We start from the raw sequence: 21,012 nt of genomic DNA on the forward strand, positions 1-21,012 counted from the left end.
TTAGGAACAACAGCCGTCGCCGAGTTGGATCGGCGGGCAGGGCATCGTAGCGTAGGAGCAGAAGACGCAGCAATCGCCCGGCTTCGGCTTCAGCACCACGCCGCAGCCCTTGCAGTCGTAGAACCACTGGCAGGCGTCGGTCGGCATGGTTTCGGTCTCGACGTGCCCGCAGGACGGGCAAGTCAGCATCGACTTCAGTTCGACCTGGCGCGATTGCTTTTCCATAGGGCGTAAACCGTGAGAGCAATGAAGAAGGCAAGGGCGGGCAGCAGCACATAGTCCAGAATGCCGAGCAGCGCCGACAGCCCGAGGCTGCCGAGAACGACGACCAGCAGCGGCGTGAAACAGCAGAGCGCGGCGACCACCGTTCCGACGACACCTGTTTTAAGCAGCAAGTTGTTTGTCATGACCAAACCTTACAACCCGAACTGGCTGACGAAGCGGTCACTATTCGCTACGCTTCAACAGACTATCGATTGTCGCCGGTTCGGCGCTCAGTTCGAATGGCAGGCGGCCACTCGCAAGCTCAAAAGCGTCGCCTCGCCGTGCTTCAACTACCTGGCCGGCGTACTCCGCCAACAAGACACATTTGAATTCGTCTTCCTGCGCGTGACGGGCAAGCACGTTGTTGAAGGCGCCGGAAGGAGAAAAACAGATGTAGTATCTGTCGTTGTACCAAGAGCGAAGAACCCATTCTCCTGAAGCCAGTTCTGTTCCCTCCGGTGACCAAAGAAACCAGCGACCGTCTTCTGCAAGAAACTCCACCTGGGTTCCCGGTCCATCCACCCATTTGTAGTAACCCAAGGCATCGGAACTGTCTTGGTACTCCCGATGCCGCTCAATGAAGGTCATCACCGTCCTGCCCGCCAAGTGTGTCTGCGCTTCTTTCAGGGGCATAGCCTGGATCTCGGACATCGACGGCCCCAGCGCATTGATCTGAGGGCCGGCACAGGCCGTCAGGAACAGGCAGCCAGCAAAAACTGTCAGCAGTCGATTCATCTTCGCTCCAAACATCTTCTAATGCGCCTCGGCCCAGTTGGCGCCGGTGCCGGCGTCGGCGACCAGGGGCACGGAGAGTTCCAGCGCTGGGGCGCAGGCGTTTTCCATGACCTCGCGGACGACGGCGGAGGTTTCCTCGACCTCGCCCTCCGGCACCTCGAACAGCAGCTCGTCATGGACCTGCAGCAGCATGCGTGCCTTCAGCCCGGCCTTGTCCAGCGCCGGGGGCACGCGGATCATCGCCCGCTTGATGATATCGGCGGCGGTGCCCTGGATCGGCGCGTTGATGGCGGCGCGTTCGGAGAAACTGCGCCTTGCCGGGTTCTTGTCCTTGATGCCCGGCACATGGATCTTGCGGCCGAAGAGGGTGGTGACGAAACCCTGTTCGCCGGCCAGCGCCTTGGTGCGGTCCATATAGCCGCGAATGCCGGGGTAGCGCTCGAAGTAGGCGGCGATGTAGTCCCGGGCCTCGCCCTGGGGAATGCCCAGGTTCTGCGCCAGACCGAAGGCCGAAATGCCGTAGATGATGCCGAAGTTGATCGCCTTGGCCTTGCGCCGGGTCATCGGGTCCATGCCTTCGACCGGGATGCCGAAGACCTGGGCGGCGGTGATGGCGTGGATGTCCTGGCCGTCATGGAAGGCCTGCTTCAAGGCCTCGACCTCGGCGATCTCCGCCGTCAGGCGCAGCTCGATCTGGCTGTAGTCCACCGACAGCAGGACGTGGCCCTTCTCGGCGACGAAGGCGGTGCGGATCTTGCGGCCTTCCTCGGTACGGATCGGGATATTCTGCAGGTTGGGGTCGTTGGACGACAGCCGCCCGGTCGAGGCCACGGCCTGGGAGTAGGAGGTGTGGACCCGCCCGGTCTCCTCGTTGATCTGGGTCTGCAGCGCATCGGTATAGGTGCTTTTCAGCTTCGCCAACTGGCGCCAGTCCAGCACCCGGGCCGGCAGGTCGTGGCCCTGGGCCGCCAGGCCCTGAAGAATATCGGCGCCGGTCGCATAGGCGCCGGATTTGCCCTTCTTGCCGCCGGGCAGGCTCATCTCGTCGAAGAGGATTTCGCCCAGTTGCTTGGGCGAGCCGATGGTGAAGGGCCGGCCCGCCAGCTTATGGATCGCCACCTCCAGTTCGCCGATGCGCGTTGCAAAGTCGTTGGACATACGGCGCAGGGTGTCGCGGTCGACCTTGATGCCGGTCAATTCCATCGCCGCCAGCACCGGCACCAGGGGCCGCTCGATGGTCTCGTAGACCGTGGTCAGGCGGTCGGCCACCAGACGCGGCTTCAACACCTGATGCAGGCGCAGGGTGATATCGGCGTCTTCAGCGGCGTAGTCCAGCGCCTTTTCCAGGGGCACATGGTCGAAGGTCACCTGGTTCTTGCCGCTGCCGGCCACGTCCTTGAACTTGATGGTCTGATAGTCCAGGTGGATCTGCGCCAGGTCGTCCATACCGTGGCCGTGCAGGCCGCCCTCGACCACATAGGACAGCAGCATGGTGTCGTCGATGGGGGCGACATCGATGCCCTGGCGGGCGAAGATCAGCATGTCGTACTTGATGTTCTGCCCGACCTTCAAGACACCGGGGTCCTCCAACAGAGGCTTCAAAGCGGCAATGGCCTGATCCAGGGGGATCTGTTTCGGTGCTTCCGCCCCGCCGCCTTCCAGGTCCAGCCCGCCGTCAGCCGGCGCATCGCCCTTGTGGGCCAAGGGAACGTAACAGGCCTTGCCGGCCTCGGTGGAGAGGGAGACGCCGACCAGTTCCGCCGCCACCGCATCCAGCGAGGTGGTCTCGGTATCGACCGCCAGGACGCCGCGCTTTTGCGCCGCCGCCACCCAGCGCTCCAGGGCCGCCAGATCCTGAACCAGCTCGTAGTTGGCCTCGCCCGGGGCCGCCGGGACGGGCGTTGCTTCTGCGGGAACCTCGTCGCCCAGCTGATCCGACAGACGCCGCAGCAGAGAACGGAATTCATAGAGTTCCAGAAAGGCACGCAGGGTTTCCGGCTCCGGCTGGCGCAGGGCAAAGCCCTCGATGCCCTCCGTCACCGGCGCATAGCGCTCCAGAGTGACAAGCTTCTTGGAAACGCGCGCAAGCTCGGCGTTTTCGATCAGCTTCTCACGGCGCTTGTTCTGCTTGATCTCGCCGGCCCGCTCCAGCAGCGATTCCAGATCGCCGTACTCGTTGATCAGCTGCGCCGCGGTCTTGATGCCGATGCCCGGCACGCCCGGCACGTTGTCGGTTGAGTCGCCGGCCAGGGCCTGGACGTCGATCACCTTCTCCGGTGCCACGCCGAACTTTTCCATCACCTCGTCCGGCCCGATGGTCTTGTCCTTCATCGGGTCCAGCATGGCGATGCCGCCGTCGACCAACTGCATCAGGTCTTTGTCGGAAGACACCACCGTGACCTCGATCCCGGCCTCCTTGGCCTGGCGGGCATAGGTGGCGATCAGGTCGTCGGCCTCGTAGCCCTCCATCTCGATGCAGGGCAGGTTGAAGGCCTTGGTCGCCTCGCGGATCGCGGCGAACTGGGGCACCAGATCCTCCGGCGCCTCCGGCCGATGGGCCTTGTATTCCGGGTAGATCTCGTTGCGGAAAGTCTTGCCAGACTTGTCGAAGATCACCGCGATGCCGTCGGCATCGCTGTCGCGCAGCAGCTTGATCAGCATGTTTGTGAAGCCGAAAGTCGCGTTGACCGGCCTGCCGTCGGCGGTGCTGCGCGGCGGAATGGCGAAATAGGCCCGAAAGATGTAGCCGGAACCGTCGACCAGATAGAGGTGCTTGTAGGGGGGTGTTGTCATGTCCCGGAGAATGCCGGAGCGCCCGGGCTAAGTCGAGCACCCAAAGGCCCCTGTCGGCCAGGTCAGCTGACAGATCCTGACTATTATCCTGACTATTCTGCGGCGCTGCCCTGCTTCAGGACGAAACGCTTGCCGCAGTAGGGGCAGTCGATCTGGCCCTTGCCCTCCATGTTCAGGAAAACCCGTGGATGGCCGAGCCCGCCCTTCCCGCCGTCGCAGGCGATCTGCTCGCGATCCACGGTAACGATTTCTGCCGGCTCCATGCTTGTTCTCCAAAAGGGCCCTGACGGGAAGGACGGTAATGGCGCGATGATAGCGCGCTGCCGCAGCTAATCAATCCCTGAAGGGCATCCTAATCCGCGACTTCCGAGCGGAAATCCTCGAACTTGCCGCTGGGACCGCGCGGGATCTCCTGGTGATAGGTGATGCGCGTCGAAAAGTTGTGGCCAGTACACTGATGAAAGCGCGCCTGCACAAGCTTCTCTTCCGCTTCGGCAAAGGGATGTCCGGTCACCAACCGGATCTCGATGTCATCGAGGGCATGCTGGATAATCTGCATCTGGCGAATGTCCAGCACCCCATCCTCCCAGATCTCGATGGTCCGCGGTCGGCTTCTGCGCCCGTCGGGATAGACCAGCACGTTGCGCACCCGCCCGAGGATGCGGTTCAGCACCGGCAGGCCCCGCCCGCAGGGACATAGGGCGCCGGCTTCCGCCAGGTCGCCGACGGCGTAGCGCAGCATCGGCATGGCGAAGTTGTGCAGGGATGTCACCACCACATGGCCCACCTCGCCCGGCACGCAGGCCCGGCCTTGCTCGTCGAGGACTTCCAGCAGCGCCGATTCCGCCTGCACGTGATAGGCACCCTGTTCCGGGCACTGAAAGGCCAAGTATCCGTTTTCCTGAGTGCTGTAGAGATCGGCGATCTCCAAATCCAAGACGTCCCGGCAAAGCCCTCGGATTTCCGGATTCAACGCCTCTGACAACGTGCGCACCTGAAGCAGGCCGGGAATACGTATCCTCTCTCTTTTGCAATGAATCAGCAGTTCCTGCAGGGCGGAGGGATAGGTCAGCAGATAAGCGGGTTGCTGGCGCAGCAGCCACTCAACTTGATCATTCGTTCTCGTACTGACCGTCAACATGGCGCTGGGGCCGGTCGCGAAGATGTCCTTGGTCGAGCGCCCCCAGTGGCGCGAGAGCGCACCGGCCGGATAGTCCGCGACGCCGCTGGGAAAGGATCGGACCGCCGCCAGCTTCCCCTGAAAGTCGCGGCGATGCCAGATGTGCTCCCGCAGCGTCATCGCATCCCAGAAAAACTGCACCAGCCGGGTGCCCTTGGCCTTCACCGGCCGGCCCGTCGAGCCGCTGCTCGAAATGTCGTAGGTCTTGCCGTGGCGCTCGGGAATCTGGGTGCTGAGCAGCCTGTCACCGGCTTCCTGCAGGTCCGCGCGGGTGAGGATCGGGATCGCGGACCAGACATCTTCGGTCAGGGTCTGGCCGGGGACGAAACCCGCCTGCGCCAGCCGGTCGCGGTAGAAAGGCACCGTACGATAGGCATGCACCAGCAGGGCATTGGCCTGGCGCAGCTGCTGCGCCCGCATATCCTCAGGCGCCCACCACTGGCTCTCGTCGAGCTGTTGAAGCAGGGCGCCCATCAAGGCGACTTCCGGCGCCGGCAGCGCCGGCCAGGCAACCGTGCTGTGGGCGCTGGGCAGGGGCCGGTAAACCGGCGGCGCAGTCGGCGAAGACACAGTCATACCCCCGGATAGCAGAAGTCCCGTCATCGGGTAAACCTTTTGCTTAGGAAAGAGTCCGGCCCGACTGCACCATTGGGATGGCAGCGAATCCCCCGTAGGGTCTAGAGTTGCTGGGAATCTGGAAACTACGGTCCCGCAGGCTCGCCGGAGAGGTTAAGATGGGCCGACAGTTGGGAAACCCGGTCCGGATCCTGCTGTGGAGATTGTTTTGAGAGTATTAGCGAGTGACCGCAATGCCCGGCACCGATAAGCAGTCGTCACGTAAAGTCATACTGTTCGGCGCAGGCGCGCTGGCGCGTCTCGCATACTACTGCCTGTCGGAGGATAGCCCGCGCCAGGTCGCCGCTTTTGCGGTCGACGAGGCGATGATGAAGACAGACCGTATGCTTGGCCTGCCCGTGGTTCCCTTTGAATCGCTGAGCGATCAGTTTCCGGCCGAGAGCCACGATCTGCTGATCGCCGTCGGACCGCACGATATGAACCGGCCAAGAGCCGACCGCTTCACCGAGGGCAAAGCGATGGGCTACCGCTTTGCCAACTATATCGCGAGCAGAGCGCTGTTGTGGCCGGACCTGGATATCGGCGAGGGGTGTATGATCTTCGAGAACACGGTGGTAGAACCCTTTACAAGTATCGGATCCAACGTTGTGCTGCGCGCCGGCGTCCACGTCTCCCATGACGGGCGTATCGGCGATCATTGCTTTCTGGCCCCACGCGTAGCCATCGCCGGCGGATGCACTATCGAGTCGCATTGTTTTCTAGGAATCAACGCCACGCTGCGCGATGGCGTTACCCTCGCAAAGCGCTGCATGCTGGCGGCCGGCGCCGTGGCAACCCGCTCCACCGAACCCGGCGGTCTCTATGTGGGAGTCCCGGCCAAGCGCAGCACCGATTCCAGCAACATGAAACTATAGACAGCAGAGCCCTTACGAGACCCTGCGCATGACGGTGACGATATCGTCGGCCAATTTGGAGACCGAGAAATCCGCCAGGACCCTTTGGCGGGCTGATGAGGCGATCGCCTGCGAAGCTTCCAACCCTTCTTTGAAATGGCCGCTCAACACGCTCGGATCATATTCATCCATGAAGAGGATTTCGCGCCCCTCGGCGAATGTCTCCGCGATATGCGCAGACCTGTCCGAGATGACGCAACAGCCGAATGCCATGGCATTGCGCACCCGCTCACTAACCAGCGAGACGTACGTCGGGTTCACGTTGATGACATATTTCGAGCCAAGATAAAGCTCGCCGGCGCGTATGACATCGACCTTGCCAATGAGCTCAATATTGGGCCGCTTCTGTAACTGGGGAATCCTGTCGCGCATGGCCTCAGGTATGGTCACGACGATGCGCAAATCGCGATCCAAGCGGGCCAGATTCTCCACCACACGAAGACGCCGCAGTGTCCGTACCTTGAAATCGACACTGGACAACACCTGCAGAATTTCCTTGTCACCACCCTCAAGCGGAAAGCTGGCCACAAAGCGTCGGCCTGTATGCCGCTGGATCGCCTGCAGAAAGATCTCCATGATCGATCGGTCGCGGTCGGCCACCCCGGCTGCCACGGATTCGTCGATAACCTGCATCATCGGGTTGCCGCGATCCGCATAGCGTTGCCGCAAGTCTTCTACGCTCGGCGCAATCGCTTTGAAACTGCATGGCATGAAGATGTCGATGGGACGCTGCGCCAATGGCGGCACAGCAGCTTCGTCGGGAACCGGCATGGTGACCGAAGGCGTAACCCCATGAAAATGAGCGAGCGCCGGATTGAGGAATTGAGCCTCCGGCTTAAATTCCATGGTCGGCGTCAGAAAGTGCGTTGTCCGGGAGGCACCTTCGATCCGACGCCACATGAACTGTGCGAAAGGATGATCGGCAAGGCGGGCAAAGACCGGACGATCGAGTGCCTCGAAGAGACTTACACGCTCACTGCGGGTTTCATCGGCATGTGTAAGCCCGAAATCATAGAAAAAATGACCCGCATAGATAGCCGTGGCCGGGTCGAGGGCACAGCGCAGGAGTTCACGCTGGAAGTCGCGCCCGTTGCTGTCAATGACCACAACCTCCAGACCGCACGCTTTGAAAGCCGCCCCCAGATCGGCCGCGAAAAGCGGCAGCATGTTATTGTTGTAATCCCCTTTCGGTGCGATGACAGCTACTCGATGAAAACCCGGCATCAGGGGAGATCCTTTGGGAAACTTTGGGATAGAACAGCCTGGAACCGCAGGCGCTGCCTGTCATTCAGCCCGTTGCACAACGACGCTGCGTAAGGCTTCGACGATTTCAACGATGTCGGCGCACGACATTTCCGGATGATAAGGCAGGGCCAGGCTGCGGCGCGCAAGATCTTCGGTGACCGGCAGCGGCCCACGGGGATAGCCGGTGTAAGCTGCCTGAGCATGGCATCCTTGCCCCCACCATTGCCGCGCCTCGATCCCTTTCGCTCGCAACTGTTCCACCACCGCCAAAGCTTGCGGCGTGTCCAACTGCAACGTACAGCCGGTGTTGACGTCACAACGTGAAAAACAGAGCGAGAGGACGGCACCCAGACCAAGCTTCGCGAAGACCTTGCGGTAGACTTCAGCCGAGGCGGTGAAAGCCGCCCTGGTTTCGGGCCAAACATCAAGCGATGCCAGCCCGACCGCCGCTGCATACTCGCTGAGTTTGGCATTCTGCCCAGGCCAGACCGCTTCGTGATGGCGGTCGAACCCGAAATTCGACCGCCGTCTGATGTTTTCCGCCTGGGCCGCCGACTCCGCCAGGACGAGCCCGCCTTCACCGACACCCAGAGGTTTGGTTGCATGCAGGCTGACCACCGCCGGCGCATTCGCCTTCGTCACGCTGTCGAAGCCGGCCGCAGCGTCAAGCACGACCGGGATATCGTGCTTCGCACGGAAAGCGGCCCAGGCCGCAGCATCGACCCGGTCGCCGAAAGGCGCCACGGGCATCACCGCGGCAACCGGGCCCGGCGCCGACGGCAAGGCACTGTCTACCAAGTCGGGCGTCAACTGCCAGCTTTCCTGCTCGACATCCAGAAACCAGGGAATCAGGCCTGCCTGTACCACAGCGGCCGCACTGGCAATAAAAGTCCAACTCGGCAGCGCGCAGAAGGTACCTGCTTCATAGCCACCGGGGCTTGCTGCATAGCTCTGCAACAGAAGCGTCAGACCAGCCGTACAGTTCGCGACCGTGACAATGCGTGAAGGATCCACGGCGTACTGCGCCGCCAGCCTGGCTTCGAACTGCAGCGCCAAAGGACCAAAATTCGTATACCAGCGGTTACGGTCGATCTCCTGCAGATAGGGCAGCAGGGCCGATGCCGCCGGCAGGCTCGGTCGGTAACTTCGGTGAGTGAATCCGCCGACAGGCGTAGTGCTCATGACTTTCATACTCGGCATATCCAGGCCACGTCGATCCGAAACAAATGCGGACAATATCAGACAGTCGGCATTAAATAATCCAAAACAAGCGTTTGTGTTGACCTCTGAGGCCCTTTGTTGACCCTGCATAGGGGGCGGTGCTACCCATGGCTGGCGCCTCTCCGCCGCCGGCACCCCGAAGAAAGGCAAGCATGAACAGCGAATCCCCCAGAGCTGGAGCCGTGGCACGACCCGATGGCGCGGCAGGCGGCCTTTCCGCCGCCGGCGCGATGCCCGACCAAGCGGTTTCCGTCAAAGGACTGACCAAAACCTATAAGGCCGCCGGCAAGGCCCCCGCAAAGCTGGCCCTCAGCAGCGTCGATCTCGATATTCCCCGCGGCTCGCTGTTCGGCCTGCTGGGCCCCAACGGCGCCGGCAAATCGACCCTCATCAACATCCTGGCCGGACTGGTGAACAAGACCGCCGGCAGCGCCACTGTCTGGGGCTACGACATCGACAAGGAGGCGCGCCAGGCGCGCGCCGCCATCGGGGTGGTGCCGCAGGAACTGAACGTCGATCCTTTCTTCACGCCCCGCGAGTTGCTGGAGCTTCAGGCCGGACTTTACGGCGTGCCGCCGGCCGAGCGCATCAGCGACCAGATCCTGGCCGCCATGGGCCTGGCGGACAAAGCCGAAGCCTATGCCCGCACCCTTTCCGGCGGCATGCGCCGCCGCCTGATGGTGGCCAAGGCCATGGTGCACCAACCCCCCGTTCTGGTGCTGGACGAGCCCACCGCCGGCGTGGATATCGAACTGCGCCAGCAGCTCTGGGCCAATGTACGCGAGCTGAACCGCGCCGGCACCACGGTGCTGCTGACCACCCACTATCTGGAAGAAGCCGAAGAACTCTGCGACCGCATCGCCATCATCAACCACGGCAAGGTGATTGCCTGCGACCGCACCGAAAGCCTGCTGGCGCGCCTCGACAACAAGGCGCTGACGCTGATCTTCGACCGCGACCTGCCGGACATCCCGCCGGCGCTGGCGCCCTTCAGCCCGGAACAGACCGCCGCCCGGCGTCTGCTGTTCCGCTATCACGCCAGCGACAGCCCGGTGCCGCAGATCCTGGATGCGGTCTGCGGGGCCGGCCTTTCGGTGATCGACATGTCGACCGAGGAAACCGACCTGGAAGACATCTTCCTGCAGCTCACCCGCGGCGCCCATGACGGGGACACCCATGATGGGAACAGCGGGACAGCGGCCTGACGACGCGGCGGCCATGACCCGATCCCGGCCAACCCGCCTCCTCTTGTGCTGTCTGTTGCTTGCACTCGGTGCCTGTGCGCCACGGCTGGCGCCTCCCGGCCCTGGTTTGCAAAACCCGGAAAGCCCTGTCGCGCAGATCTCCGGGGACCGTTTCGTCACCGCCGACGGCCTGACCCTGCCGCTGCGTTCCTGGGAACCGCCGGCGGACAAGGCGCCCCACGGGGTGATCCTGGCCCTGCACGGCTTCAACGACTACTCGGAGGCCTTCTCCCTGCCCGGACCGGCCCTGGCACAGGCCGGCCTGCTGGTCTACGCCTACGACCAGCGCGGCTTCGGCACGGCGCCCCATACCGGGCTCTGGGCCGGGATCGACCGCCTGACCGGCGACCTGAGCGACGCGGCGGCGCTGCTGCAAGAACGCCATCCGGACCTGCCGCTGTTCCTGCTCGGCGAGTCGATGGGCGGGGCCGTGGTGCTGGCGGCACTAGCCGGCGCGAACCCGCCGCAGGCCGAAGGTGTCATCCTGGCGGCGCCGGCGGTCTGGGCCCGCTCCACCATGCCCTTCAGCCAGCGCGCCGCCCTCTGGCTCGGCGCCAGGCTGTTTCCCTGGGCCCGCTTCAGCGGCAGCGGCCTGGGCATCCAGGCCTCCGACAACATAGAGATGCTGCGCGGTCTCGGCCGCGACCCGCTGTTCATCAAGAAAACCCGGGTCGACGCCATCTACGGCCTGGTGAACCTGATGGACGCGGCCCTGCAGGCCGCCCCGTCGATCGACCAGGACGCGCTGCTGCTCTACGGCGAACGCGACGAGGTGGTGCCGGCAGAACCGACCTATGCCCTGTGGCGCAGCCTGCCGCCCGAGGCCGCCGCCCGCCAGCGCCGCGCCCTCTATGCCGAAGGCTGGCACATGCTGCTGCGCGATCTGCAGGCCGGGGTGGTGATCGACGATATCGCCGCCTGGACCCGCGACCGCCAGGCGCCCCTGCCGTCGCAGGCCGAGGCCTATGCCGCCGCCGCCCTGGCGAAAGACGGCGGGACGGCAGACCCCGAGACTGAAAACGCGACCGAAAACGAAACCGCCGCCGCCGGGGGCTGCGCCGCGCCCGCCTGCTGAGGTTTCTTTCGAACGCTATCGCTTTTTTCGGCGCCAGCCCGCTGCGACGTCAGTCGCAAGACCAAAGGATTCCTCTGCAAAGCCCTTTGCGCCCGCCCCCGCAATGCAGTATTGTCGCCGCGCTCAGGGGAAGCCGGAAGCCCGCTTCCCCCTAGAGGACCCGTAGCTCAGCTGGATAGAGCGCTGCCCTCCGAAGGCAGAGGTCACAGGTTCGAATCCTGTCGGGTCCGCCAGAGCCCCCAAGAACTTCGCAATGTACCACTGGCGCCGCGAGCGCTGGAAAACGCTCCTCGCGAGGATGGGGAGGGCGCCAGGCGACCGTCCATAATGACGACCCTCCGTCGCCCTTATGCCGCGCCCCTCGCGGCGCGGTACATCAGATAACCCCCGGGCAAGGCGCCCAGATACATCAGTATGCCGTACATGGCGGCAGGCAGGGCGATGACCGGCAGCGCTTCCGGCCCGGCGTGCAGGATGCCGGCCAGGGTGATGGCCACGGTGCTGTTCTGAATACCTGTTTCCATGCCGATGGCCGCGCGGTCCGGGACCGGCAGGCCGATGACGCGGGCGATGATCCAGCCGAGGGCCAGCAGGCACAGCACCATCAAAGCCGTCATCGGGGCCAAGGTGGTCCAGTTGGCGACCAGAACGTCCCAGGATGCGGCAACCGCACCGATGACGATGACCACAAAGAGAACCGCGGCAACAAAGGAAAGCACCGGTTCGATCCGACCGGCCAGACCGGTCGCGACCGCCCGGATGATCATCCCGATCGCCACGGGCACCGCCGTGATGGCAAACATCGTCAGGGCAAGACCGGTGACATTGATGGTCGCGTCGCCGGTATCCAGGAACAGCCCGGCCCAGAACACGACCAGCAAAGGCACGGTGATGACCGACAGAAGGCTGATCAGCCCGGTCAGGGAGATGGAGAGCGCCAGCGTGCCGCCCACCAGCTTGGTCAGGATGTTCGAGGTCACACCGCCTGGGCTGGCCGCCAACAGCATGAACCCAAAGGCGAGTTCACCGCTGACCCCGAAGGCAATCACAAAGCCATAAACGATGATCGGCAGCAGGACGACCTGGGCAAACAGGCCCGCGACCACGGCGCGGGGTTGGCGGATAATACGGGCGAAATCGGCGACCGTCAGGCCGAGACCCAAGGACAGCATGATGATGCCCAGGGACACCGGCAGAAAAACTGAAACAACTAAATCCACAATACGACTCTCAAAGATTGACGACCAGCGGCGACTGGGAGCGTCCGTATCGATGGATCGGGACGCTTTGTCAAATGGGATATTGCACCCCGTCGCATCTCTCCGCAGGCGGAGATCACAAGTCCGAATCCCGCCGGGTCCACCAAACTTCCCAAAGACTTATACGAAAACCGCGTCACCGCGGCTTCACCAAACGCTCTTGGCGATCAGCACGATGGCGCTGGCGCCGGCGACGATGAGCATGACGGCACGCGCGAGAGACTCTGAGATCAGCTGGCGGCCGATATGGGCCAGGCCGTAGCCCAGGATCAGGCCGGGCAGCATCGACAGGCCGATAAGCAATTGCGGCTCACGAAAGATGCCCTCCAGATACAGCGAGACCAGGGAGAGGATGCTGGCGATGACGAAGATCAGGGCAATGGTCGCCCGGGCCGTGGCATGGGCAGCGCGCTGATAGAGCACCACCAGGGGCGGGCCATGGATGCCCGAGATGGTACCCATCAGGCCGGCGGCAAACCCGCCGGCGCCATAGAGGGCCGGTGAAGCCGCCAGCGCCAGGCCGAGCTGACCGACGATGAGGGCAAGCAGCACGATGCCGCCGAAGACCAGGCCGAACCAGGTGGGCGGCAGCGCACCGAGCAGCAGGGCACCAGCGACGGTGCCGACGCAAAGCCCAGGCAGCAGCGTGGCCAGGCCCTGGCGGTCGATATGCCGCCGGGCCTCCACCGCCATGGCAATCGACAGGAACATCATGACGAAGAGCGACGGCCCCGGTGCGTAGGTGAGATCGATGAGCACCAGCAGCGGCACCGCGATCATGGCGAAACCGATACCGGCGGAGGCCTGAACGAAGGCGGCGAAGCAGACCACCAGGTTCGCCAGCAGCAGTTCGACGGTGGCCATCGTGGCGAGAGAACCGATCACGACGGCCCGCCTGACGACGAACCCTCGGTCAGTTGGCCGGCATAGCCGAAGAGCGCCGGCTGGCCGCCGGTATGCCAGAACAGGATGCGCCGGCCCGCCAGCCCGCCGGTCTCGTTCAGTTGGATCAGAGCCGCCATGACCTTGCCGGTGTAAACCGGGTCGAGGAACAGTCCCTCGCGCTGCGCCGTCAGCCGGATTGCCCCGACCGTCGCGTCGTTCAGGCGGCCATAGCCCGGCGCGAGGCTGCCGTCGAAAAGCCGGAAGTCGCTGTCCGCCAAAGAGAGAGACAGACCCATCAGCTTGCAAAGATCGTCGGCCCGCTGTTTCACTCGCGCGGCCTGGATGTCTGCCGCACGGCGCACGCAGATCCCGCTGACGGGGATGTCCAGGCCCAGCGCGCGCAGGCCGACCAAAAGACCGACGTGGGTTGCCGCGGAGCCCGAGGCGATGACGATCTCGTCGAACGGCTCTATGGTTTCGACCTGCATAGACAATTCGATAGCCGCAGAAGCATAACCTAACGCACCCAATGGAGGATGACCGGCGCCCAGCGGGATGATATAGGGGCTGCGTCCTTCGCCGCGCAATCGCTCCGCAATGGCCCCAACCGCGGCGTCGGCGCCGGCCTCATTCTCGCCCTCGGGAAAGCTGTGCAGAGTGGCGCCGAGCAGGCGGTCGAGCAGCACGTTGCCGTTGTTGCGGTAGAGATCGTCGACATCCGTAACGCGCTCCTCCAGCTGGATATGACAGTCCATGCCGAAGCGCCCCGCCATGGCCGCGGCCGTGCGCACATAATTCGACTGAACGGCACCGGTGATGAGGACCGTGTCGGCCTCTTCGGCCAGGGCGGCGCCGAGATAGAACTCAAGCTGGCGCACCTTGTTGCCGCCGAACCCGATCCCGGTGCAGTCGTCGCGCTTCACAAAGAGGGAAAGGTCCAGATCGCCGCCCAGGTTGGCCAGGGGTTCCAGCGGCGTCGGCAGGTGGGCGACGGCGGCGCGCGGAAAGCGGGCGAGCGATTCCTTCAGACGATCAACGGCGTTCATGGCCAGGGGTTCCTGTTGCGGGCCCCGACTTCTGCGCGACCGTTAGGGCTGGATCCCGTTCATAGCAGATGCACGGCTGATAAAGAAACCGCCAGCCCTAAAACCCGCGCCCCGCCTTGCCGTAGAACCACTCCCGGGGATAGGGATACCACCAGTCCTGCACCTTGGGGTCGGCGTCGACGATCACCATCTTGGACTGGCGGAAGGCGTCAAGGCCGTGGCGGCCCAGCTCCCGCCCCATGCCGGAAAGCTTCCAGCCGCCGAAGGGCAGGGCGTCGTTGTCGATCAGCGGATTGTTCACCCAGACCATGCCGGCCTCCAGCGTCTCGGCGGCCCGCTGCGCCTCGGCCAGATCGCCGGTGAAGATGCTGGCGCCGAGCCCGAAGTCGGAGCAATTGGCCAGGTCCAGCGCCTCCGCCAGGCTGGCGACCTTGCAGACCGCGGCGACCGGACCGAAGACCTCGCCGCGCATCACCGCCATCTCCGGCGTGACACCGGTGAGGACGGTGGGCTCGTAGTACCAGCCGGTGTTCAGCGCCGGCGGCACGCGCCCGCCGCAGGCAAGCGTCGCGCCCTCGGCCCGCGCCGCCTCGACCAGGCCGGCCACGCGTTCGCGCGCCGCTTCGCTGACCAGGGGGCCGATCTCGCTTTCGTCCAGGCCGTAGCCGACCCGGAGATTCCTGGTCGCGGCGACAAATCCCTCGACGAAGGCGTCGTGAATTTTCTCATGCACGAAAAACCGCTCCGCCGAGGTGCAGACCTGGCCGGAGAGGTGAAAGGCAGCGGTGACCGAACCGGCAATGGCGACATCCAGGGGTGCGTGCTCGCTGACGATCAGGGCGTCGTTGCCGCCGGCCTCGATGATGCAGGGCTTCATCAGTTCGGCGCAGGCAACCGCCACCCGCCGCCCGGCGGCGAGGCCGCCGGTGAAGGCAACCACCTGAACCGCCGGCTGGCGGATCAGCGCCTGGGCGGTTTCGCCGTCGCCGGTGATGCAGGACACCAAGCCCTCGGGCAGCAGGCGGAAATGCTCCATGAACTTCAGGGTGCAGAGCGAGGTCGCCTCCGCCGGTTTCACGATGCAGGCATTGCCCGCCGCCAGGGAAGCCGCCAGGGTCCAGCACATCAGCAGGATCGGAAAGTTGAAGGGCATGATGTGGGCGCTGACACCGTAGGGCTCGTAACGCGCATACTGGAAGGAACCTGCCTGGGTGGTCCCGGCGATCCTGCCGGCCTCGTCGCGCGCCATCTCGGCGAAGTAGCGGAACACGGCACCGGCGTTGGCCAGCTCCCCCGTCGCCTCGGGATAGGGCTTGCCCATCTCACGCACCATCAGCTGGGCGACATCGTGAAAGTCGCTGCTCTCGATGGCATCGGCGAGGCCGTGCAACAGGACGGCGCGCGCCTTCGCGTCTCTTTGCCGCCAGTCGCGCTGTGCCTCGGCCGCGGCGGCAGCTACCCGTGCAACCTCCGCTGCATCGCAAAGGGCAATACGGCCCACCGGTTCCAGCTTGCCGGGGTCGACGATCTCACGCTCCGCCCGGGTCGTTGCAGCCACGAAGTCGTTGCCGCTGAAGATCTGTCGGGCAAAGGGGTCGAATGCCGCCATGCCGTGCTTCCTCTCTCCGCTCAGCGGATCATATAGACCTTGCGTACTGTCTCCCGCACCGCGCAGGTACCCGCCCAACCGGCGGGAAAGAAGGCGATGGTATCCGGTTCGATCTCGATCACCTCGCCGTTGTCATGGGTGTAGGTGCAGCGGCCCAGCAGGAAGTGACAGAACTCGTCGCGCTCCACCTCGCAACGCCAGGTCCCGGGAGTGCAGACCCAGATGCCGGATTCCGGCGACCCCTCCGGTCCTTTATGGAGCAGGCGGCCCGAGGTGACGGAGCGCCCCTCGATCATGGTCGGGATCGGGCCCCAATCGACCAGATCATCGACCTCCACCGGGTTCTGTAAAACAGCAGCCTTCATGACAGTCCTTCTTTCACCACAACGCTTCAGCGCAGCATGTAGACACTGCGGATGGTTTCGAACACCTCGACCGTCCCGCTCCAGCCTTCCGGGAAGTGCACCAGGGTTCCGGCGCCGACCTCGATGGGCTCGCCCTCGCTTGGCCGGTAAACCGCGCGCCCGGCGAGGAAGTGGCACATCTCGTCGCGCGGCAGGGTCAGGCGCCAGCTGCCCGGCGTGCAGACCCAGAGGCCCGCTTCGGGCAGGCCGTTGTCGCCTTTCCACAACAGCCTTCCGCGATTCTGGGAACGGCCGTCGAGAGGCTCCAGATGGCCGCCCCAGTCGCGCAGGTCGCGGTCATAGGTCGAGGCGCCGTGAATGTGCGGCGCGGAGGAATCCAGGCCGCTGGCGGCGGCAGGCTTCTCAGCCGGTTCAGCCATCGGCGCGCACCAGGGTGTCGATCAGCGCGGCGGCCTTGGTCGGCCCGTGACGGTTTTGCATCTGCGCCGAAGTCGCCGCCAGCTTGGCGCGCATCGTTTCGCTGGTCAGCATGGTTTCCAGGTTGCGCGCCAGTTCCTCGTCTGTCCAGTCGGCGCGCAGCATCCTGAAACCATGACCGGTTTCCGCGACCCGTGTCGCATTGTCATGCCCGTCCCAGACAAAGGGCATGACGATGGCCGGCTTCCCGAAGTAAAGGCATTCGGTGAAGGTGTTGTTGCCGCCATGGTGGATTACCGCGTCGACCTGGGGGATGACCGAGGGCTGGGGAAACCAGCTTTCCAGATGAACGTTACCGGGCAGCCCGCTGAAGCTTTCCTTGTAGTCGCCGACGTTGACCAGCGCGCGGTAGGGCAGCTTGGCGATGGCGTCGATGAGGCGCTGCAGCGTGGCGGTATCGCCCGACCCCAGGCTGCCGAAGCTGATGTAGATCAGCGGCTTGTCGGCCTGCGCCGCGAAGTCGGGAACCGTATAGGGTTCGTCCTTGCGCACGCAGCCGTCGAGGTACTGGAACTGCTTGGGGTCCAGCGCATGGCGGCGCTTGAACTGCACGGCCTCGGGATAGAGCAGCAGGTTCATGTGCGGCGAGGCTTCGAAGAACTCGCCCAGGGGATAGGGGTCTTCGCCGCAGTCGGCGAGGAAGCTGTTGAAGCCCTGGTGGATCGGCACGATCATTTCATGGAAGCGCTTGCGGAAGGCTTCGAAACAGGCCTTGTCGTTCTCGCCGCAGCCCGAGAGGTGAGGCGGAATGTCGGGGTCTTCGATCTCGTTTTCGCTGCAGGAGATGATGCGCAGCCAGGGCTTGCCGTTCTCCTTGGCGTAGCGCTTGATCGCCGGAAACAGGATGACGTTGTCGACGCAGACCGCATCCGGGCGAACCTCTTCCAGAATGCCCGGCAGCTCCTTTTCCGCCCAGACCGAGGTATCGACGATGGCCTCCCAGCACTCCTTCACGTAGGTGTCGATCTGCTCATAGGGCGACTTGCTGAAATTGGGAATATGGCTGTTGATGAAGTCGACCCAGTACTTCGCCATCTCCTCCGGCGCCATGGGCTCCGACATGTTCACCTTGTACTCCTTGAAGCCGTAGCCTTCGTAGACTCCGCCCATGCCGGGATCGGTGAAGAATACCGCCTTGTGCCCCAACGCCTCGCAGGCCTGGGCGATCGCCACCGAATTGAGGGCCGGCCCGAAGGCGGCCTCAGGGAAGAAGACGATGGTTTTTTCCTGGCTCATGGCTGCAAACCTCCCGTTGCTTGTCTTCGTTTTTCTAGTCTTCGTTTTTCCCGGCCGGTCATGCGACCAGGATTCTCGAATCTTCCGGCGCCCAGCAGCACCAGACCTCCTGGCCCGCCTGCCAGCCGGCGTCCCGCGCGCGGTTGCTGGGCAGCCGCGCCAGGACACGGCGTTCGACCCCGGCGACGGCGACATGCAGGCTGAGGTCAGTGCCGTGATAGGCGATATCGACGACCCTGCCGGCCACCGCGTTGGCGCCATCGGCGGGGCGCGCCGCCGCCATGGACAGCCGTTCCGGCCGCACCGCCAGGCTGGCCGGCTGACCGGGCGCCACCCCGGAAGGTAGCGCCGCCGTAAGCAGGCCGTGACCCGCGACGGCGAGACCCTGCGCCGTGGTCTCGCCCTCAAAGAAATTCATGGCGCCGATGAAGGCGGCGACGAAACGGCTTGCCGGTTCCTCGTAGAGATCGCGCGGCGTGCCGATCTGGGCGATGCGCCCGGCGTCGAGAACCGCGATGCGGTCGGCCATGACCAGCGCCTCTTCCTGATCGTGGGTGACCACCACGAAGGTGATGCCGACCTCGTGCTGCAGCCGCTTCAGTTCAAGCTGCATCTCTTCGCGCAGTTTTTTGTCGAGGGCGCCGAGCGGTTCGTCGAGCAGCAGCACCCGCGGACGTTTCACCAGGGCGCGGGCCAGGGCGACGCGCTGGCGCTGCCCGCCGGAGAGTTGCTGCGGCTTGCGCCGGGCGAGATCGCCAAGCTGCACCTTGGCCAGCACCTCCGCCGTGCGCGCGGCGATCTCCGCCTTGGGCAGACGTTCCATCTCCAGGCCGTAGGCAACGTTGCCTTCGACCGTCATGTGGGGAAACAGGGCATAGGACTGGAACATCAGGTTGATCGGCCGGCGGTTGGGGCGCAGCGCCGTCAGGTCCTCTCCGTCCAGCAGGATGCTGCCGCCGTCGGCCTGCTCGAAACCGGCGATGAGCCTCAGCAGGGTCGTCTTGCCGCAGCCGCTGGGGCCAAGCAAGGCAAAAAACTCGTTCTCCCGCAGCCCGAAGGAAATGCCGTCGACGGCCGTCACGCCGCCAAAGCGCTTGGTCAGGTTCCGGGTGGTGATGACGTTGTCGGCTGCGTTCATCCGGTTACCGCCTCCCGGTTCGCGCGCTGAGCCAGGAACACCAGGGTGAAGCTCACCAGCATGATGATGGTCGCCATGGCGTTGATCTCCGGCGTCACGCCGAAGCGGATCATCGCATAGATCTGCATCGGCAGGGTGGTCGAACTCGGCCCCGCCCCGGCGGTGAAGAAGGCGATGATGAACTCGTCGATCGAGAGGGTGAAGGCGAGCAGGGCACCGGCCAGAACCCCGGGAAAGATGATCGGCAGAGTGACCCGGAAAAAGGTGGTGATTTCGCTGGCGCCGAGGTCGATGGAGGCCTCGACGACCGCATAATCGAAATGGCGCAGGCGGGTGCGCACCACGGCGCAGACAAAGGCGATGTTGAAGACCACATGGCTGAGGATGATCGAATGCAGGCCGAGGGTGAATTCGAGCAGCGTAAAGAAGAACAGCAACGCGATGGCCAGCACGATATCGGGAATGATCATCGGCGCGAAGAGCAGCGCATCCAGCCAGGACGTGCGCCGCCGCCGCTCAACCCCCAGAGCCAGCAGGGTGCCGATGCCCGTCGCCAGAACGGTCGAGACCGTCGCCACGATCAGGGTATTGAGGGCGGCCCCCAGGATCGGCCCGCTGTCCAGCAGCTTGCCGTACCATTCGACCGAAAAGCCGGTCCAGGCCGTCGGCAGACCGGCCTTGTTGAAACTCAGCACCATCAGCACGGCGATGGGCACATAGAGAAAGATGTAGATCAGGCGCAGATGCAGCCATAACAGCAGCCCGCCCGCCCCGCGCTCAAGCATCGGCCAGGCCCGCCTTCTTGGCCGTCCGGCCTTCGACTTGGCTCCGGCTTTCACCCTGGGCCCGGTTCACCAGGACCGCCTGGGTAAAGAGCAGCGCCATCATGACGGCGATCAGAAAGAAGCTGAGAGTCGCCCCGAAAGGCCAGTCCCGCGCCGAAAGGAACTGGTCGTAAATCAGGTTGCCGACCATCTGCAGGCGCCCGCCGCCCAGCAGGTCCGGCGTGATGAAGTTCCCGACCGAAAGCACGAAGACGAAAACCGCACCGGCAGCCACGCCGGGCAGGGTGAGCGGCAGGGTGATCCGCAGGAAGGTCCGCCAGGCCGGCGCGCCGAGATCCTCCGAGGCTTCCAGCACTTCCAGATTGAGACGGCTGAGCGAGGCGTAGATCGCCAGCACCACAAAGGGCAGGTAGTTGTAGACCAGCCCGGTGACGATGGCGAATTCGTTGTAGAGCAGCGGCAGGGGTTCGTCGATGACCCCCAGGCCGCGCAGGCCGCGGTTGATCAGGCCCTCGCGGTTCAGCATCACGATCCAGGCGTAGGTGCGCACCAGGTAGTTGCTCCAGAACGGCAGCATGACGAGGATCAGGTAGCCGACCTGCCGGTGGCGCGGCGCGCGGGTAATGGCATAGGCGGCGGGATAGGCCAGCAGCACGGCGATCAGCGTCGCAAGGCCGGCAATCCGCGCCGAGTTCAGCAGGATCGTGAGGTAGATCGGATCGACGGCCCGCTGGAAGTTTTCGAAGGTGAAGCTGTAGTCGATACCGCCGTAGATGCCGCGCTCAAAGAACGCATGCACGAAGATGATACCGCAGGGCACGACCATGAAGACCGCGAGCCAGCCGAGGCCCGGCCCGAGCAGCAACAGAGTCTTCAACCGAGATTGCACGGCAATAGCGATCCGCTGAACGTCAGGTGGAGAAGGC

General features: G+C 64.3%; 21 protein-coding genes and 1 tRNA gene. 4 read left to right on the forward strand and 18 right to left on the reverse strand.

Features of this window, described 5'->3' with window-relative positions:
• The 6 genes from HBA54_RS05450 to HBA54_RS05475 form a co-directional block, all read right to left on the reverse strand.
• Complete coding sequence (locus HBA54_RS05450; protein WP_167222176.1) at positions 1-225, reverse strand: GDCCVxC domain-containing (seleno)protein; 225 nt, start codon at positions 223-225, stop codon at positions 1-3.
• Positions 195-407, reverse strand: a complete 213-nt coding sequence (merF, locus tag HBA54_RS05455; RefSeq protein WP_167222178.1) for a mercury resistance system transport protein MerF — start codon at positions 405-407, stop codon at positions 195-197. The genes HBA54_RS05450 and merF overlap by 31 nt, the downstream gene beginning before the upstream one ends.
• A gap of 40 nt (positions 408-447) precedes the next feature.
• A complete protein-coding gene (locus HBA54_RS05460) occupies positions 448-999 on the reverse strand; it encodes a hypothetical protein (RefSeq protein ID WP_167222180.1) in 552 nt (183 codons plus the stop codon).
• Between the two features lie 18 nt (positions 1,000-1,017).
• On the reverse strand, positions 1,018-3,792 hold the full coding sequence (gene polA / locus HBA54_RS05465) for a DNA polymerase I (RefSeq protein WP_167222182.1): 2,775 nt from the start codon (positions 3,790-3,792) through the stop codon (positions 1,018-1,020).
• Between the two features lie 92 nt (positions 3,793-3,884).
• Complete coding sequence (locus HBA54_RS05470; protein ID WP_167222184.1) at positions 3,885-4,055, reverse strand: zinc-finger domain-containing protein; 171 nt, start codon at positions 4,053-4,055, stop codon at positions 3,885-3,887.
• An 89-nt stretch (positions 4,056-4,144) separates the two neighbouring features.
• On the reverse strand, positions 4,145-5,575 hold the full coding sequence (locus HBA54_RS05475) for a phenylacetate--CoA ligase family protein (protein ID WP_205944429.1): 1,431 nt from the start codon (positions 5,573-5,575) through the stop codon (positions 4,145-4,147).
• A 206-nt stretch (positions 5,576-5,781) separates the two neighbouring features.
• Here HBA54_RS05475 and HBA54_RS05480 point away from each other — a divergent pair, with 206 nt between their 5' ends.
• Positions 5,782-6,462: an acetyltransferase gene (locus HBA54_RS05480; RefSeq protein WP_240932538.1), complete on the forward strand. Its 681-nt coding sequence runs from the start codon at positions 5,782-5,784 to the stop codon at positions 6,460-6,462.
• 12 nt (positions 6,463-6,474) lie between these two features.
• Here HBA54_RS05480 and HBA54_RS05485 read toward each other — a convergent pair whose 3' ends face one another.
• Together HBA54_RS05485 and HBA54_RS05490 are read right to left on the reverse strand one after the other, a co-directional pair.
• A complete protein-coding gene (locus HBA54_RS05485; RefSeq protein ID WP_167222190.1) occupies positions 6,475-7,725 on the reverse strand; it encodes a glycosyltransferase in 1,251 nt (416 codons plus the stop codon).
• A 60-nt stretch (positions 7,726-7,785) separates the two neighbouring features.
• Positions 7,786-9,057, reverse strand: a complete 1,272-nt coding sequence (locus HBA54_RS05490; protein ID WP_167222192.1) for a DegT/DnrJ/EryC1/StrS family aminotransferase — start codon at positions 9,055-9,057, stop codon at positions 7,786-7,788.
• A gap of 140 nt (positions 9,058-9,197) precedes the next feature.
• On the opposite strand from HBA54_RS05490, the gene HBA54_RS05495 reads away from it, so the two are divergent.
• The 3 genes from HBA54_RS05495 (at position 9,198) to HBA54_RS05505 (ending at position 11,519) form a co-directional block, all read left to right on the forward strand.
• Complete coding sequence (locus tag HBA54_RS05495; protein ID WP_322095982.1) at positions 9,198-10,172, forward strand: ABC transporter ATP-binding protein; 975 nt, start codon at positions 9,198-9,200, stop codon at positions 10,170-10,172.
• The gene (locus HBA54_RS05500) at positions 10,144-11,286 is read left to right on the forward strand and encodes an alpha/beta hydrolase (RefSeq protein WP_240932520.1); all 1,143 of its coding nucleotides are present in this window, start codon (positions 10,144-10,146) and stop codon (positions 11,284-11,286) included. Before HBA54_RS05495 ends, HBA54_RS05500 begins: the two co-directional genes overlap by 29 nt.
• A gap of 156 nt (positions 11,287-11,442) precedes the next feature.
• A tRNA-Arg gene (locus HBA54_RS05505) sits at positions 11,443-11,519 on the forward strand.
• A 114-nt stretch (positions 11,520-11,633) separates the two neighbouring features.
• Here HBA54_RS05505 and HBA54_RS05510 read toward each other — a convergent pair.
• From HBA54_RS05510 to HBA54_RS05555, 10 genes are all read right to left on the reverse strand, one after another.
• The gene (locus tag HBA54_RS05510; RefSeq protein ID WP_167222196.1) at positions 11,634-12,506 is read right to left on the reverse strand and encodes a bile acid:sodium symporter family protein; all 873 of its coding nucleotides are present in this window, start codon (positions 12,504-12,506) and stop codon (positions 11,634-11,636) included.
• A 186-nt stretch (positions 12,507-12,692) separates the two neighbouring features.
• On the reverse strand, positions 12,693-13,430 hold the full coding sequence (locus tag HBA54_RS05515; RefSeq protein WP_167222199.1) for a sulfite exporter TauE/SafE family protein: 738 nt from the start codon (positions 13,428-13,430) through the stop codon (positions 12,693-12,695).
• Positions 13,427-14,476, reverse strand: a complete 1,050-nt coding sequence (locus HBA54_RS05520) for a D-cysteine desulfhydrase family protein (protein ID WP_167222201.1) — start codon at positions 14,474-14,476, stop codon at positions 13,427-13,429. Before HBA54_RS05520 ends, HBA54_RS05515 begins: the two co-directional genes overlap by 4 nt.
• A gap of 97 nt (positions 14,477-14,573) precedes the next feature.
• Positions 14,574-16,085, reverse strand: coding sequence for an aldehyde dehydrogenase family protein (locus HBA54_RS05525; RefSeq protein ID WP_167222203.1), 1,512 nt, complete (start codon positions 16,083-16,085; stop codon positions 14,574-14,576).
• A 20-nt stretch (positions 16,086-16,105) separates the two neighbouring features.
• Positions 16,106-16,450, reverse strand: a complete 345-nt coding sequence (locus HBA54_RS05530) for a cupin domain-containing protein (protein ID WP_167222205.1) — start codon at positions 16,448-16,450, stop codon at positions 16,106-16,108.
• Between the two features lie 26 nt (positions 16,451-16,476).
• Positions 16,477-16,869 carry a cupin domain-containing protein gene (locus tag HBA54_RS05535; RefSeq protein ID WP_205944430.1) on the reverse strand — a complete coding sequence of 131 codons (393 nt, stop codon included), beginning with the start codon at positions 16,867-16,869 and terminating at the stop codon, positions 16,477-16,479.
• Positions 16,862-18,163, reverse strand: a complete 1,302-nt coding sequence (locus HBA54_RS05540; protein WP_167222207.1) for a nucleotide disphospho-sugar-binding domain-containing protein — start codon at positions 18,161-18,163, stop codon at positions 16,862-16,864. The genes HBA54_RS05535 and HBA54_RS05540 overlap by 8 nt, the downstream gene beginning before the upstream one ends.
• 58 nt (positions 18,164-18,221) lie before the next feature.
• A complete protein-coding gene (locus HBA54_RS05545; RefSeq protein WP_167222209.1) occupies positions 18,222-19,301 on the reverse strand; it encodes an ABC transporter ATP-binding protein in 1,080 nt (359 codons plus the stop codon).
• Positions 19,298-20,086 carry an ABC transporter permease gene (locus HBA54_RS05550; protein WP_167222210.1) on the reverse strand — a complete coding sequence of 263 codons (789 nt, stop codon included), beginning with the start codon at positions 20,084-20,086 and terminating at the stop codon, positions 19,298-19,300. The genes HBA54_RS05545 and HBA54_RS05550 overlap by 4 nt, the downstream gene beginning before the upstream one ends.
• Positions 20,079-20,963: an ABC transporter permease gene (locus tag HBA54_RS05555; RefSeq protein ID WP_205944431.1), complete on the reverse strand. Its 885-nt coding sequence runs from the start codon at positions 20,961-20,963 to the stop codon at positions 20,079-20,081. Before HBA54_RS05555 ends, HBA54_RS05550 begins: the two co-directional genes overlap by 8 nt.
• Positions 20,964-21,012 lie beyond the last annotated feature (49 nt).

The organism is Pelagibius litoralis, from assembly GCF_011683915.1.
Taxonomy (GTDB): Bacteria; Pseudomonadota; Alphaproteobacteria; order Kiloniellales; family Kiloniellaceae; genus Pelagibius; species Pelagibius litoralis.